16 protein-coding genes are annotated in these 13,158 nt (G+C 66.2%); 9 read left to right on the forward strand and 7 right to left on the reverse strand.

From position 1 onward, the window contains the following. The first annotated feature begins 7 nt into the window (after positions 1-7). Both FBY36_RS06190 and FBY36_RS06195 read left to right on the forward strand, forming a co-directional pair. Entirely contained in the window at positions 8-1,039 is a 1,032-nt protein-coding gene (locus FBY36_RS06190) for a phosphotransferase family protein (RefSeq protein WP_142117806.1), read from the forward strand. Continuing rightward, a complete protein-coding gene (locus FBY36_RS06195; RefSeq protein WP_142117808.1) occupies positions 1,036-2,040 on the forward strand; it encodes a phosphotransferase enzyme family protein in 1,005 nt (334 codons plus the stop codon). The genes FBY36_RS06190 and FBY36_RS06195 overlap by 4 nt, the downstream gene beginning before the upstream one ends. Positions 2,041-2,127: 87 nt before the next feature. Here the strand turns inward: FBY36_RS06195 and FBY36_RS20790 are convergent, their stop codons facing one another. Next, a complete protein-coding gene (locus FBY36_RS20790) occupies positions 2,128-2,379 on the reverse strand; it encodes an ATP-binding protein (RefSeq protein WP_235008737.1) in 252 nt (83 codons plus the stop codon). Between the two features lie 34 nt (positions 2,380-2,413). After that, positions 2,414-2,719: a GAF domain-containing protein gene (locus FBY36_RS20795; protein WP_235008738.1), complete on the reverse strand. Its 306-nt coding sequence runs from the start codon at positions 2,717-2,719 to the stop codon at positions 2,414-2,416. A 198-nt stretch (positions 2,720-2,917) separates the two neighbouring features. On the opposite strand from FBY36_RS20795, the gene FBY36_RS06205 reads away from it, so the two are divergent. Further along, positions 2,918-3,436 (forward strand): GNAT family N-acetyltransferase, encoded by a 519-nt coding sequence (locus FBY36_RS06205; RefSeq protein WP_142117810.1) that lies wholly within the window; start codon positions 2,918-2,920, stop codon positions 3,434-3,436. Between the two features lie 40 nt (positions 3,437-3,476). Beyond that, positions 3,477-3,779 (forward strand): antibiotic biosynthesis monooxygenase family protein, encoded by a 303-nt coding sequence (locus FBY36_RS06210; RefSeq protein WP_142117812.1) that lies wholly within the window; start codon positions 3,477-3,479, stop codon positions 3,777-3,779. 195 nt (positions 3,780-3,974) lie between these two features. On the opposite strand, the gene FBY36_RS06215 is transcribed toward FBY36_RS06210, so the two are convergent. Then, positions 3,975-4,160: a hypothetical protein gene (locus FBY36_RS06215; protein ID WP_142117814.1), complete on the reverse strand. Its 186-nt coding sequence runs from the start codon at positions 4,158-4,160 to the stop codon at positions 3,975-3,977. Positions 4,161-4,488: 328 nt separating this feature from the next. Between FBY36_RS06215 and FBY36_RS06220 the strand changes: the two genes are divergently transcribed. Then, positions 4,489-5,637 carry a rhamnogalacturonan acetylesterase gene (locus FBY36_RS06220; RefSeq protein WP_142117816.1) on the forward strand — a complete coding sequence of 383 codons (1,149 nt, stop codon included), beginning with the start codon at positions 4,489-4,491 and terminating at the stop codon, positions 5,635-5,637. Between the two features lie 94 nt (positions 5,638-5,731). Here the strand turns inward: FBY36_RS06220 and FBY36_RS06225 are convergent, their stop codons facing one another. Genes FBY36_RS06225 through FBY36_RS06235 form a run of 3 tightly spaced genes read right to left on the reverse strand, consistent with a single transcriptional unit; the run spans position 5,732 to position 9,371 of the window. Then, on the reverse strand, positions 5,732-7,345 hold the full coding sequence (locus FBY36_RS06225; protein ID WP_142117818.1) for an AMP-binding protein: 1,614 nt from the start codon (positions 7,343-7,345) through the stop codon (positions 5,732-5,734). Between the two features lie 54 nt (positions 7,346-7,399). Next, positions 7,400-8,059: a response regulator gene (locus tag FBY36_RS06230; RefSeq protein ID WP_142117820.1), complete on the reverse strand. Its 660-nt coding sequence runs from the start codon at positions 8,057-8,059 to the stop codon at positions 7,400-7,402. After that, positions 8,052-9,371, reverse strand: a complete 1,320-nt coding sequence (locus FBY36_RS06235; RefSeq protein WP_142117822.1) for a sensor histidine kinase — start codon at positions 9,369-9,371, stop codon at positions 8,052-8,054. Before FBY36_RS06235 ends, FBY36_RS06230 begins: the two co-directional genes overlap by 8 nt. Positions 9,372-9,537: 166 nt before the next feature. Here FBY36_RS06235 and FBY36_RS06240 point away from each other — a divergent pair, with 166 nt between their 5' ends. Together FBY36_RS06240 and FBY36_RS06245 are read left to right on the forward strand one after the other, a co-directional pair. Then, a complete protein-coding gene (locus FBY36_RS06240) occupies positions 9,538-10,641 on the forward strand; it encodes an ABC transporter permease (RefSeq protein WP_142117824.1) in 1,104 nt (367 codons plus the stop codon). A gap of 27 nt (positions 10,642-10,668) precedes the next feature. Beyond that, positions 10,669-11,385, forward strand: coding sequence for an ABC transporter ATP-binding protein (locus FBY36_RS06245; protein ID WP_142117826.1), 717 nt, complete (start codon positions 10,669-10,671; stop codon positions 11,383-11,385). On the opposite strand, the gene FBY36_RS06250 is transcribed toward FBY36_RS06245, so the two are convergent. Beyond that, positions 11,363-12,115: a ZIP family metal transporter gene (locus FBY36_RS06250; protein ID WP_142117827.1), complete on the reverse strand. Its 753-nt coding sequence runs from the start codon at positions 12,113-12,115 to the stop codon at positions 11,363-11,365. The two genes, FBY36_RS06245 and FBY36_RS06250, sit on opposite strands and share 23 nt — an antisense overlap. Before the next feature lie 169 nt (positions 12,116-12,284). Between FBY36_RS06250 and FBY36_RS06255 the strand changes: the two genes are divergently transcribed. Next, positions 12,285-12,761 carry a sensor histidine kinase gene (locus FBY36_RS06255; protein WP_142029189.1) on the forward strand — a complete coding sequence of 159 codons (477 nt, stop codon included), beginning with the start codon at positions 12,285-12,287 and terminating at the stop codon, positions 12,759-12,761. A 243-nt stretch (positions 12,762-13,004) separates the two neighbouring features. Continuing rightward, positions 13,005-13,154 carry a hypothetical protein gene (locus FBY36_RS20675; RefSeq protein ID WP_200830448.1) on the forward strand — a complete coding sequence of 50 codons (150 nt, stop codon included), beginning with the start codon at positions 13,005-13,007 and terminating at the stop codon, positions 13,152-13,154. Positions 13,155-13,158: the final 4 nt, after the last annotated feature.

The following is a 13,158-nucleotide window of genomic DNA, read 5'->3' on the forward strand; positions in this document are numbered from 1 at the left end:
ATGACGCATGAACCGCACCCAAGTCCCATCCCAACACCGCCATATCAAGGAGCAGCAGGTCAATCGTGCCGAACGGGTCTGTGCACCGGAGTTCCTCAACCGCTATGTCCGCCCACACTTGGGTCCGGCGGTTCCGGGCGCCTCGGACGGAGGGACGTGGACAACAAAGGTGATTCAGCTGGACGGATCGGGAGCCGCCACTGTGGAGATTAATCTCGACGACGGCCCCCCTGTTTTCGCCAAGCTGTTCCCCTTCGAGGATGGCCCTGCCGTGCACGCAAAATTGCAGGCCCTGCGCAATGCCGGGCTGGGCGCCGGCTCCCCGTTCCAGGCTGTTGAGCCGCTGGCGTGGTGCGGGGAAGAGAAGGTCCTGCTGTGCCAGGGAGCCCCGGGCAAGGCACTGTCAGAAGTACTCGACGACGGCGCTGAGCTCATCGAGGGCTGCGCCCGAGCGGGATCGTGGCTGGCCCACCTGCATAAGGTGGATCTCCGGATCGGGGCTCCACACTCCCTGCTGGTGACAGGGGAACTGGCCAGCCTGGCTAAACGCCTTGTCAGAGTGGCGACAGACCGTCCTGGCTACGCTGAGGTGGCATTGGGCATGCTCGAACGGTTGGACGACCTCACCCATGACACCCTGGACGGCGTCCAGGCCCAAAGCCACGGGCAGTACCGGCCGATCCACGTCTTTCTGACCGAGGACACCGTTACGGTGATTGACCTCGACCGCAGCGCCCCGGCAGACCCCGCCCGCGATGTGGCCGAGTTCCTCCACCGGCTGCGCCAAGGCGTTCACTCAGCCACCGGTGACATTTCCCGGGCCGACCAGCCGTGCAACGCTTTCCTCGGCGCGTATCGGGAGGCAGCTGGCGTCGAGCGGCTGCGAAACCTGCGGTTCCACTGGTGCCGGTATATATTCCACAGCCTCAATCGCGACGTGAAAAACGGGGACGCCGACTGGCGCAACGGTGCAAACGATGTCTTCCGGCGCTACCGGGAGGAATTCTACCGGGTGGCGGAAGGGCGGGCAGGAGCATGACGTCAACTATGGGCGTCCTGCTGGACCGTGCAGGGGTGGAGCTCCCGCTGTCAGAGCTCGTGAGTCTGTGGCCGCTGGGCGGCTGGAAATCAGTTGCCCCCGTGGCAGGCGGCAAGAACGAGCACCTGCGCGTTGAAGCCGCGGATGGTGTCCACTACCTGCGCCGCTCGTACCGATCCAAACCGCATGAGGAACTCGCCCTCCAACTCCGCCTGATGCGGCTGCTTCGGGAGCGGGGATTTCCCGCACCGGAGGTGGCCCCGGCCAGCTCGGGCAAGGACCACGCCGAGCTTGCCGGCCGGTTATGGATCGCCACGCGGGGAGTCGAAGGGACACCGTTCATCGATGCATCGCCGGCGCACGTGCGGGCTATGGGACGAACGCTTGCACGGTACCACCAGACCGTGGCCGACCTTCCAGCCGCAGTAACCGAACCCGCCGTGCTGGCTGAACTGCGTACACGGGCAGATGACGAAGGGGTAGAGCCGGCCCTGAGAACCCGGACCGCGCTCCTGGTCGCACAATTAATCGCCATCCTGCCACACCTGCCCCGGGTGGTGGTGCACGGCGGTGCCCGACGAGGCAGCCTGGTATTCAACGGCAGCGAGATAGTGGGCGTCCTGGACTTCGACAGTGCCCACGCGGACGTGCGCGTCCTGGACCTTGCCGTCGCCGTCCACGACGTCGGCAAGGTCTACACCCGTCCAGGCGAAGCCGACAATAAGGTCGCCCTCGACCTCAACCGGGTCACTGAACTGCTGGCCGCTTACAGCCGGGACTTGTGGCCTACCGAGGCAGAGATCGAGGCGCTTCCGCTGCTGCTGGAGGCCAAACGGTTGAAGCGCGGCCTGGGGCGGATCAGCCGTTCACGGCACGGCGAAAAGCTCTCCGACAACGACTACACGAAGATCCGGTTGGAAGATCAGCGGATCGCTTGGCTGGACGAGCACCGCAGCGCCTTGGCGGCCGCTGTCAGGAAAGCCCTGGCGGGCCAGGGTTAGACAGGCCCGGGCCTGTCTAACGGTCGTACTGGTCGGCCGGGAAGCTGACCACCACGGTGGTGCCGCCGCCCGGCGTCTCCTTCAGGCTCAGCTCTCCCCATGCGCTTCAGCAATCCGCCGGCAGGTGGTCAGGCCCAGGCCCGAACCTTGTCCGTCGCCCTCCCGGTGCAGCCGGATCAGGGGTTCCAGCACGCGCTGCCGGTCCCCGGAAGCTATCCCCTTGCCGTTGTCCGCCACCAGGACCATGGCTCCGTGATAGTTGGAAGTCGCGCTGATCCGCACCTTAACGTCCCGGTCCGGGCTCCGGTAGTTCACGGCATTGGCAACCAGGTTCTGCAACAGGGTGCGCAGCTGGCCCGGTCCACGTGGAGCGTCAAATCCTCGCTGTCCACGACCGCATCAGGCCCGAAGGAGCGAAGCGGGGATCCAGGGAGGCATCAGTAACAACAGTCGTTTCACTGGTGAGGAAGACTTTGGCGCACATGGAGTCCTGCCGGGAACAGACCGCGGCTTCAAAACCGACGGCGGCCACCTGGCGCTGCTCGTCGGACGTGACAACGTTGATCACCCCGTTAGGCACGCCGCAGAGTTTGGCGGCCAGCTCAACGAGGTTTTGAAGGGGTTCGATTGACTGCTCGGCGCCGGTGACAAGCAGGCCCTGACCAGTTGGGGATGCCAAACCGTATTCCTGCAGTAGCTCGTCCCGCCCGATCGGATCCCCGAGGGCTGTAGGTGCCGCGAGAGTGCGCGCCATTGATTGTCCCCTTTCAGTCCGCAAATTAGGGTCCCGGGCGATAGTACAGGCCAGTGCCTGTTTTCCGCCGAACGCCCTCGCCGGGCGCGGCCGGCAGGAAGCCCGGCACCGTAGGATCTTGTGATGGCCCAGCTCATTGCCCCAAACATCAGCTTCCACCGGTCCTGGCTTGAAGCAGCCGCGGAGTTTGGCGGCGCCCGGCAGGACGGTGCGGGCGCCGACGGCTGGTCCCTGGACGAACTCAAGGACGCCCAGGTGTTTGGCCGCTTCGTCGATGCCCTCGTCAAGGACGCCCTGCCCGAAACCGTGCGCAAGCCCGGCTTTGTGCCCTGCACCTACCTTTGGATTGTCGACGGCGGCACTTTCCTCGGCTCGCTGGCCATCAGGCACGAGTTGACGGGCTACCTCCTCAACGAAGGCGGGCACATCGGCTACAGCGTCAGGCCCAGTGCCAGGCGGCGGGGCCATGCAGCGCAAGCCCTTGCTGACGCGCTTCCCGTGGCGCGGACACTGGGGATCGAACGGGTTCTCCTGACCTGCGACGAGGACAACGCCGGATCGCGGGCAACCATCGAGAAAAACGGTGGCCGGTATGAGGACACGCGCAACGGCAAGCGCCGCTACTGGATCAATAACCCCTAGCCAGGCGTATTCCCCGCCACCGGTCTGCCAGACTTGCCCAGTGATTACCGAACATGCGCTGCTTTCCGTCGTCCCTGGCCGCGAGGAGCAATTCGAGGCCGCGTTCCGCCAGGCCCGTCCCATCATTGCTTCGATGCCGGGCTTCGTTTCGTTGTCCCTGTCCCGATCGATCGAATCCCCTGGCACCTATTTGCTGCTGGTCGAGTGGGAGAAGCTGGAGGACCATACGGTGGGTTTTCGCGGGTCCCCGAAATACCAGCAGTGGCGGGCCCTGTTGCACCGGTTCTATGACCCGTTCCCGGTTGTTGAGCACTTCGAACACGTAAACTTGGCAGGTCGCTGACACGGCCCGAACACGGGGGAAGCCCCCGCGCGAGTCTGGCTCCAGCGCGGGGGCTTCTTGCTTCCCTGCCGGGGGAAATGGCGGGCAAGCACTTAAAAACTACCGGTCAGTAGGTTGGCCAAAGTGCCAAAACGGGCACCTTCGGCCAATCTTGAGCCAACCTTGAGAGGAGCCCCGGGACCTCCTCAAGGTACCTCAGTCAGCAGGCCCCGCCGTGGCATCAGGATCCTCTTCAGGTTCAAAGGTGTTGGGCTCGGCGCCATCGGATATACCCACGCCGTCCTTGCCGCCGGGGATACCGCCGTCGGGATTGCCCTTGCCGCCCGCCGAACCGTCCTGCGGCTCATCCTCGGGCAGTGAATCAGGTGAATTGATGGACATCGCTCCTCCTTCTGTGGCTGGGCCTCCACGCTAACAGCCCCCGCGGCAAAAGGCGCCTGTAACGGGGGCATCACTTTTGCAAGCAAACAGGAAACATCAAAATCTCACACCGATCTCCCAAATTGTCTTGACTTCGAACGTTTAGCGCTGTTACAAATTTTGTAACACCGGCAGCATGCCATTCACCACATCGCCAGGCCTCAGGCCATCCGTTACTCAGCGCATTTTTGAATCGATACAACAACGATGCGTACAAAGTCCACCCCCATCAAAGGAGATGAACGTGACAGCAAAACTCCCCACCTTCCGATCAAGGTTCAATAGGCCGATGGCTTGTTCCCTCGCTCTGGCCGCACTGGCGGCAGGCGCGGGACTCACGGTGTCCGCTCCCGCAGCCAATGCCGAGCCCAGCAACTATCGCTTCGACTTCGGCGCCGGTCCCGTAGAGCAGGGCTACACCGGAGTCAGCGCAACGGACACGTACAGCCCCGAGAGCCGCTACGGCTTCAACACCCCCGAAAACATGGCCAACGTCCCGGCAAAGGGCAGCGGCGCCGGCAGTGATGCAGTCCGTTTCCTGGAGTTTGGAACCAAGAGCACCAACACGTTCAACGTGGATCTGAAGGAGGGCCTGTATAAAGTCACGGTCACCCTGGGCGACACCTCGCGGGCCAGCATCGCGGCCGAAGGGGTCTTCCAGGCCATGAACCTCACCGGCAACGGCGCTACGGATTCCTTTGAGATCCCGGTGACGGACGGCCAGCTGAACCTGCTGGTCACCGAGGGCAAGGTGGGAACGGCCTTTACCCTGAGCTCGCTGGAGATTGAAAAGGTGTCCCGCCATCCGGAGATGGACCCGACTATCTGGGTGGGCGGCGACTCCACGGTGGCCAACTACTACCCCTTGGAAACAAGCGTCCAGGGCGGCTGGGGCCAGATGCTCCCGCAGTTCGTGGACCCGGAGGCCTTCGACATCCGCAATATGGCAACAGGCGGGCAGATCGCGCGCGGCTTCCGCAACGACGGCCAACTCGAGGCCATCCTGCAGTACATCAAGCCCGGCGACCTGTTCCTCCTCGAAATGGGCATCAACGACACCGCCGCGAAGAACGCCACCACCGAAACCGAGTTCAAGGAGATCATGCGCGACATGGTCCGCCAGGTGGCCGCTACGGGCGCCACCCCCGTCCTGGTCACGCCGCAGGGCCGGGCCACCGACTTCGTGGACGGAATCCACACTTCGGTCAACCGCTGGTACAGGCACTCCATAGTGGCCCTGGCCCAGGAGGAAAACGTGCCGCTGGTGGACCTGAACGTCCTGTCCTCCGCCTACTTCACCGAGATCGGGCCCGAAAAAACACTCGCCCTGTTCATGACCGGCGATACCCTGCACCCCAACCGGGCAGGTGCAGCGGAACTGGCCCGCCTGGTCACCGCTGACCTCACGAGGCAGGGCCTGCTGGGCGGGGCCGCCTGACGGGAGCCACAAAAGGAATCGCGACGGCGGTGTGCGGCACCCATGGCTTCGGAACCCCGGTGCCGCACCCCGGCGTCGTCCTTTCCTGTCCTGCTTAACTGCCCGCTTCCGCGGCCCGCTGCTGCCTCAGGATGTAGCGCTGCAGCTTCCCCGACGGCGTCTTGGGCAGGTCCGCCGCAAAGTGGATGCGGCGCGGGTAGGCGTGGGCGGCGAACTGCGTCTTCACCATGGTCTGGAGTTCGGTCACCAGGGCGTCACTGCCGTTGGTCCCTTCCGCCAGGACAACGTAGGCCTCCAGGACTTCTCCGCGCAGTTCGTCGGGTGCGCCCACCACGGCACTTTCCAGGACCGCCGGATGGGTGGCCAGGACGCTCTCGACGTCGAAAGGGCCGATCCGGTATCCGGCCATGATGATCACGTCGTCATCCCGGGAGGAGAAGAAATAGTAGCCGTCCGCGTCCACCATGCCCGCATCACCGGTCAGGTACCACTTGGCGTCCGCGCTGAACCTTTCGGCCGTTTTGTCCGGGGCGTCCCGGTACCCCCTGAACCACATCATGGGGCTTTCTGCCACGTTGACGGCAACCCTGCCCAGTTCACCCGGCGCGGCCGGTTCGTCGGCATTGTCCTTGAGGACGGTGCAAGTCCACCCCGGCAGGGGCCGGCCCATGGAACCGGGCCTGAGCTCCGTCCTGACCTCGTCATGCCAGGCGTTGATAATCATCATCCCGTGTTCGGTCTGTCCGTAGTGGTCCCGGACGGGAACGCCCAGCACCTCGCGGGCCCAGCTGATCACTTCGGGGGTCAGCGGTTCCCCGGCGGAGGAGGCACGCCGAAGCCGGAAGGGTCCCGTTCCGGCCTCGGTTTTTGCGCGCATGGTGCGGTACACCGTGGGAGCAGCCGCGAAGTTGGTGACGGAAAACGCCTCCAGCACCTTGAAGCTGAGTTCCGGCGAGAACCCCGGCCGCAGCAGGAGGTTGCCCCGTCCTGCCGCCATGGGCCCTAGAATCCCGTAGTACAGGCCATATGCCCAGCCGGGATCTGCGGCGTTCCAGAAGACATCCTCTTCACTGACGTCCAGGCCCACTTCGACGTACTGGCGGAAAGCGGCCAACGCCCGGACGGGCACCGGCACGCCCTTGGGGGCACCCGTGGTGCCGGACGTAAAGATCAGCACCAGGTCACCGTCACCGCCCACACCTTCGGCCGCGATTCCCGGTTGCTGCCTGGCCAGGAGCGGCGTGAGCGCCAGGTCCGGACCGGATGCTTCTGCACCGGCAACCACCACGACGGCAGCGGTTTCCTGGATCTTCGCCCGCTGGTCGTGGTCCGTAACCACAGCCTTTGCGCCGGACGCTGTGAGGCGAAGTTCGATGGCAGGCCACGCGAAGGCAGTGAACAGCGGAACATGGACAGCCCCGCGCCGCCAAATGGCCAGGAGCATGACCACCAGGTCAGCCGATTTCCCCATCAGGGTGGCCACCGCATCTCCGGGCCCCACCCCCAGCTCGGCCAGGGCGGCGGCTCCCCGTTCCGAGCGTTCCCGGAGCTCGCCGTAGGTGATGTCCTCCGCGGAGAGGTCGGCGGCAACCACCGTGAAGGCAACATTGTTGGGATCGTGGCTGTCGCACAGGAGTTCGGCTGCGCAGGCATCAGGAGCACCGTAAGTGGCAAGAAGGGCATCAACGGCTGGAACCGGACGGGACATTCATTCTCCTTTGAACAATGCGATCTGGGGCAGTGGAATAAACCTACTACTCAGTCAGCCCTTGGCCCCCGGCGCCCGGATGATGCGCCGCTGCGTGGCCGCGGCGATGGCGGCCGTACGGTTGTCCACGCCGAGCTTGCCGTAAATGTGCACCAGGTGGGTCTTCACCGTGGCCTCCGAGATGAAGACCTGCTTGGCGATGGCGCGGTTGGACAGGCCGGTGGCCAGCAGTTCCAGCAGCTGCACCTCGCGCGGGGTGAGGGAGGTGCCGGGATTGCTGATCCGTTGCATCAGCAGGGCAGCGGCCCGGGGCGCCAAGGCAGTGCCGCCCGCCGCGGCCTGCAGGACGGCCTGCCGCAGCTGTTCCGGCGGCGCGTCCTTGAGCATGTAGCCGCTGGCCCCGGCCTCCACGGCGGCCAGGATGTCCGCGTCGGTGTCGTACGTGGTGAGGATGAGCACCGGCGGCGGTGTGGCGAGCTTCCGGATCTGTGCGGTGGCCGTGACCCCGTCCATTCCGTCGCCCATCTGCAGGTCCATGAGGACAACATCCGGCGCCTCGCCAAGTGTCCGCAGCCGTGCCAGTTCCTTCAGCGCAGCAGCGCCGTCAGCGGCCTCTGCGGCTATGGAGATGCCCTCGAATCCGGTGAGCATGGCCCTCAGTCCGGCACGGACCACGGGATGGTCGTCCACCAGCAGGACGCGCACTTCAGCCACGCGGTCCCCCGTCCATCGGCAGCCGGATGGCCACCACGGTGCCCTCTCCCGGCACGGATTCAACTGCAAGCGAGCCGTTCAGTGCTGCGACGCGTTCCCGCAGTGAGCGCAGCCCAAACCCGCTGCCGTCCGCTGCGTCCCCGGCACCGGCCGCAGCGGCGGGATCAAAGCCGGCGCCGTCGTCGTAAATGTCCATGGTCACCTCGCTGCCCAGGAAGGCAAGGGTGACGACGGCGGTGGCGGCCCGGGCGTGTTCGCGGACGTTCGCGAGGCTTGCCTGCGCCGTCCGCAGCAGGGTGACGCGGACCGGCTGGGGCAGCTCCTGCGGCTCGCCGTCCACCTCGAGCCGGCACCGCAGCGCCACTCCCGCGGCCGCGGCGCCGGTCTCCGTGGTGCCGCAGAGCCGTCGCAGGGCCTCCACCAGGGTGGTCCCCTCCAGCTGCGGCGAGGACAGGCCGCGGACAAAGTTGCGCGCCTCCGCAAGGTTGTCCGCAGCGGTCTGCTGCACCAGCGCCAGTCGGGCGGAAGCGGTGGCAGTATCACCGTCCGTGAGCGACTTCTCCGCCGCCCGGCCCAGGAGCACGATGCTGGACAGCCCCTGCGCCAGGGTGTCGTGGATTTCCCGGGCCAGCCGCTCCCGCTCCGCCAGCGCCCCGGCCTCATGCTGGGACCTGGCCAGTTCCTCCCGGGTGCGGCGCAGTTCGTCCGCCGCACGCCGCTGGTTCTCGGCCTCCCGGTACAGGGCCCCATAGGCAAGGCCGGTAATCACCGAGAAGACCGCCCCCAGCACGGGCCCTACGATGGCCGCCGCGTGCGGCACCGGAGCACCGCTGGCAACCCATTGGGATGCGGCCACCGCCACGGTCATCAACGCGATCGCCGGCAGCGCTGCGCGGCGGGGCAGCAGGTGAAGGTGGAGAAAGAAGATGGGGAAGGCCAGCCAGGCGAAGTCGGCGCTGCCCGCGAGCAGGAACGCCCACAGGCCCGTGACCAGGCCCAGCCACAGCAGCCCGTAGCGGCGGGGGTTGAACCCTGTGCGGGCTTCGGCATGGCGTTTTTCGAGGACCGTTCCGGCCAGGTACACAGCGGCCAGGACGATCGCGCCGCCCGCCCACAGCCAGCGCAGCGGCCCTCCGGCCATCAGCATCCGAACCAGTGCCACAGCCAGCAGCACGGCGAACCCCGTGTGCAGGGTGACCCGCAGGACCCGGAGGATGGCCGCCGACGAGGCATTTTCCAAGGCATTCAACGGCCCCTTCGCCGGGATGCTGCCGGCCTTTTCCAGTGTTTGCATCAGGGGCGTGGCAGGCATTCCCTCAGCTTATGCCGAGACCGCCCACCGGGGATCAACTGAAAGGTTGACTCCGGAATCAACCTTTCCACGCCGCCGGATCAACCGTCCCCGCGATGCCGCTCGATGCCGTTCCCGGGAAAGTGGAAGGACAGAAGAAACCACCCCTGCTGAGAGAAGAAACAACGTGTTCCTGGCAATCCGCGATATCCGCTTCGCCAAAGGCCGGTTCGCCATGATGGGCGGCGTCGTAGCCCTGATCACCCTCCTGCTGGTCATGCTGTCAGGGCTGACCGCGGGCCTTGCCGAGCAGTCGACGTCAGCCATCGGCAAGCTCGGTGCGGCCGGCGCCAAACCGGTGGACATCATCGCTTTCGGCGCCCCCGGTTCGGCCGCCCCCAAGGCGTCCTACACGGAAAGCTCCGTGACCGCCGCCCAAGTGGAGAGCTGGCGGAACCAGTCCGGCGTCGAGTCCGCCGAGCCGCTGGGAATCACCCAGACCCGGGCCCAGACGGCCGGTGGTTCAGGAACGGCCAACGTGGCGGTTTTCGGTGTTTCACCCGGCAGCCGGTTGGCGCCAGTTGAGGTATCCACCGGCACTGCCGTGCTGGGCACAACCGTTGCGGAGGCCCTGTCCGTGGGCCAGGGGGACACGGTGTCCTTTGGAGGCGTGGAGCTTTCAGTCGCCGCCGTGGTGCCGGACCAGTGGTATGCCCACACCAGCGTGGTGTGGACGGCGCTGCCCGCTTGGGCTAAAGCAGCGCACGTGTCCGACGGCGGGCAGTTGGCTACTGTCGTCGCCGTCACGTACGGGGACGGGGCTACGGTGGACGAGGCTACTGCCAACGCAACCGCGCATACGGTCAGCGAGTCGCGCACGGGATCTTTCCAGGCGCTGGGCTCCTTCAAGAGCGAGAACGGCTCCCTGACCCTGATGCAGGCGTTCCTGTACGGGATCTCATCGCTGGTGATCGTGGCCTTCCTGACGGTCTGGACCATCCAGCGCACCCGGGACATCGCGGTGCTGAAAGCCATGGGCGCCCCCGGTTCCTACATCCTGCGCGACGCCATGACCCAGGCCGCGATCGTCCTCGTCGCTGGAGCTACCGTCGGCGGATCCGTGGGCGTGGCCGCCGGTTCCCTGGCCGCCCAAGCTGCCCCGTTCCTGCTGAACGCAGGCACCACGGTGCTTCCCGTCGTCGGGATTGTTGCCCTGGGCCTGGCCGGTGCCGCCCTGGCCGTCCGCCGCGTGACCAAGGTCGATGCGCTCCTGGCGCTCGGCGGCAACTAACTCCTCCCTCCCGAAAGGAACACCCTTATGTCCTCCATCCCCGCGCCCCTCAGCCTGGTCAACGTCACCCTCGAATACCCGGACGGCGGCGGAACCACCACGGCCCTGGACCGGGTCACCCTGACGGCACAGTCCGGGCAGCTGGTTTCGCTCGTGGGGCCGTCGGGCTCCGGCAAATCCAGCCTCCTGGCCGTTGCCGCCACCCTGGTCCGGCCCACCCGGGGGCAGGTCACGATCGACGGCACCGACACCACGGCCCTCAAGGACAAGGAGCTCACCGCCCTGCGCCGCGGCAAAGTGGGCATCATCTTCCAGCAACCCAACCTGCTACCCTCGCTCACCGCCGTCGAACAGCTCATCATCAGCGACCACCTGCGCGGGAAGCCTGCCAAGGCGGCAGGGACCAGGGCAGCGGAACTGCTGGACGTTGTGGGCCTCTCCGCGAGCGCCCGGAAGCTGCCGCACCAGCTTTCCGGCGGGCAGCGGCAGCGGGTGAATATCGCCCGGGCACTCATGGGTAGCCCCAAGGTGCTGCTGGTGGACGAGCCCACCGCCGCGCTGGACCACGAGCGCAGCGCCTCGATCATCGCCCTGCTGCGCCAGGTGACAACGGAGTTCGGGGTAGCAACGGTGATGGTCACGCATGACACCGAGTTCGTGCCGCTGACGGACGTCGTGGCCACCATGCGGGACGGCCGGCTGACGGAGCCTGTCCTGGCCCTCAGCCCAAGTGATGCACCGTAAATGCCGTCAGGAACCCCACGGAAGCGGTCAGCCCGGTGAGGTTGTGGTGCTCTTCGAAGGCCTCGGGAATCATGGTGTCCGCGAGCATCGCCAGGATGCCGCCGGCCGCAACGGAGGTGATGAAGGCAACCAGCTCGTCCGGCGCGTTTTCCAGCGTGACGTAGCCCAGCAGCGCGGCCAGTCCGCTCAGGATGGCAATGCCGCCCCAGAGCCCGAACACATAGCCCCTGCTCCGGCCGGCCTTCTTCATGCCGGCCGTACCGGACAGGCCTTCGGGCACGTTGGAGATGAAGACGGCCGCCAGCATTGCAGGACTCACCGCTCCCCCGGCCAGCAGGCCGACGCCCAGAACCACCGATTCCGGAACGCCGTCCAGCAGTGCGCCGACGGCTATGGCCGTGCCGCTGCCGGGATCGTCCTTCTCGGAGGGCTGCTGGTCCCCGGACCGTTTGCGGTGCTTGGCGCCGGCCCTGGACAGGAGCATGTTGGCGCCCACGTACACCACCGCACCGGCCAGGAAGCCGGCCACCGTGGGCCACAGACCGCCGCCCTTCACGGCCTCGTCCACCAGCTCAAAGGCAAGCGCGGAGATCAGAACGCCTGCGCCGAAGGCCATGATCGTGGAAACAACTTTGGACGGGATGGACCACCGCCAGGAAACGGCAGCTCCCAGGACCAGGGCTGCACCGGCACCGGTGCCCCATAACAGCGACATCAACCAAGTAGGCATACGTCTTCCGTCCCCAGTGCGGCGGAAATGAAACGAAGGGCATCAGTGCACCCCGTCACGGTCCGCGCGCCGAATTGATGCGATCTTGAGGCAAACCTTGCGATCCCTAGACCTTACTGGTCCACGCTGAAGCCATAGGACAAAACCAGCTTGTGGGGAGCAGGAAGTCATGGGAAGCAGAACAGCGTTGGACAACGAAGTCACAACCGTGGGAGGCGTGCTGACGGACAAGCAGCCGCTGGATTTCCACACGTTGGGGCTCGCCGGATGCATCGACCGGCTCACCGCACCCCTGCGGCAGCGCGGGACCGCGGTCCACTGGGATACTCCGCACTGGGGCGTCGAGATCCCGGCGGACTGCGCGTCCCTCCTGTACCAGTCCGCCCGCGAGGTGCTCAGCAACGCGTTCAAGTTCTCGTCCGCGTCCACACTGAACATCCAACTGGCGGCCGTTGACCACGGCATCCGCCTGGTAGTGGCCGACGACGGCACGGGCTTTGACAGCAACCTCGCCACGTGCGGGCGGCACCACGGGTACGGCCTGCGGCTCATGGCGGTGGCCGTGCAGGAAGCCGGCGGTGCGATGGACATCAGTTCCACTCCCGGCCAGGGCACCAGCGTGACGGTGACACTGCCGCTTGACTGACCCGCCGGCGCACCATGCCGGCCCAATAGACTCGGATGCCCGCCGTTGCTGGGACGGCGGGCATCCGTACGCCTGCACCTCCATGTGGTGGCCCCGGAACTTGGCCGGGGAGTCGTCCTTGACCTCGCCGTCGTCGCCGAAAACCGCAGGACCGTACTTTGCCTGGGCGCGGAAGGTCCTTGACAGGTCAGGGAGCGGGGCGCTGAATGAGGGGTACCGCGAACACCGCCACGAGGAGCAGCCATGACCGAGAATCCCACAAAGGACGACGACGACCGGATCCACAACCAGGCGCCTGCCGAAGGCGATCCGGGCGCGGACCCCACTGATCTCCGCGCCCACCCCCAGGACCCGGCCGAGGGGCCGGACGACGACGGGGACGCCAAAAAGTAACCCC

The sequence above is a fragment of the Arthrobacter sp. SLBN-122 genome (assembly GCF_006715165.1).
Classification (GTDB): Bacteria; Actinomycetota; Actinomycetes; order Actinomycetales; family Micrococcaceae; genus Arthrobacter.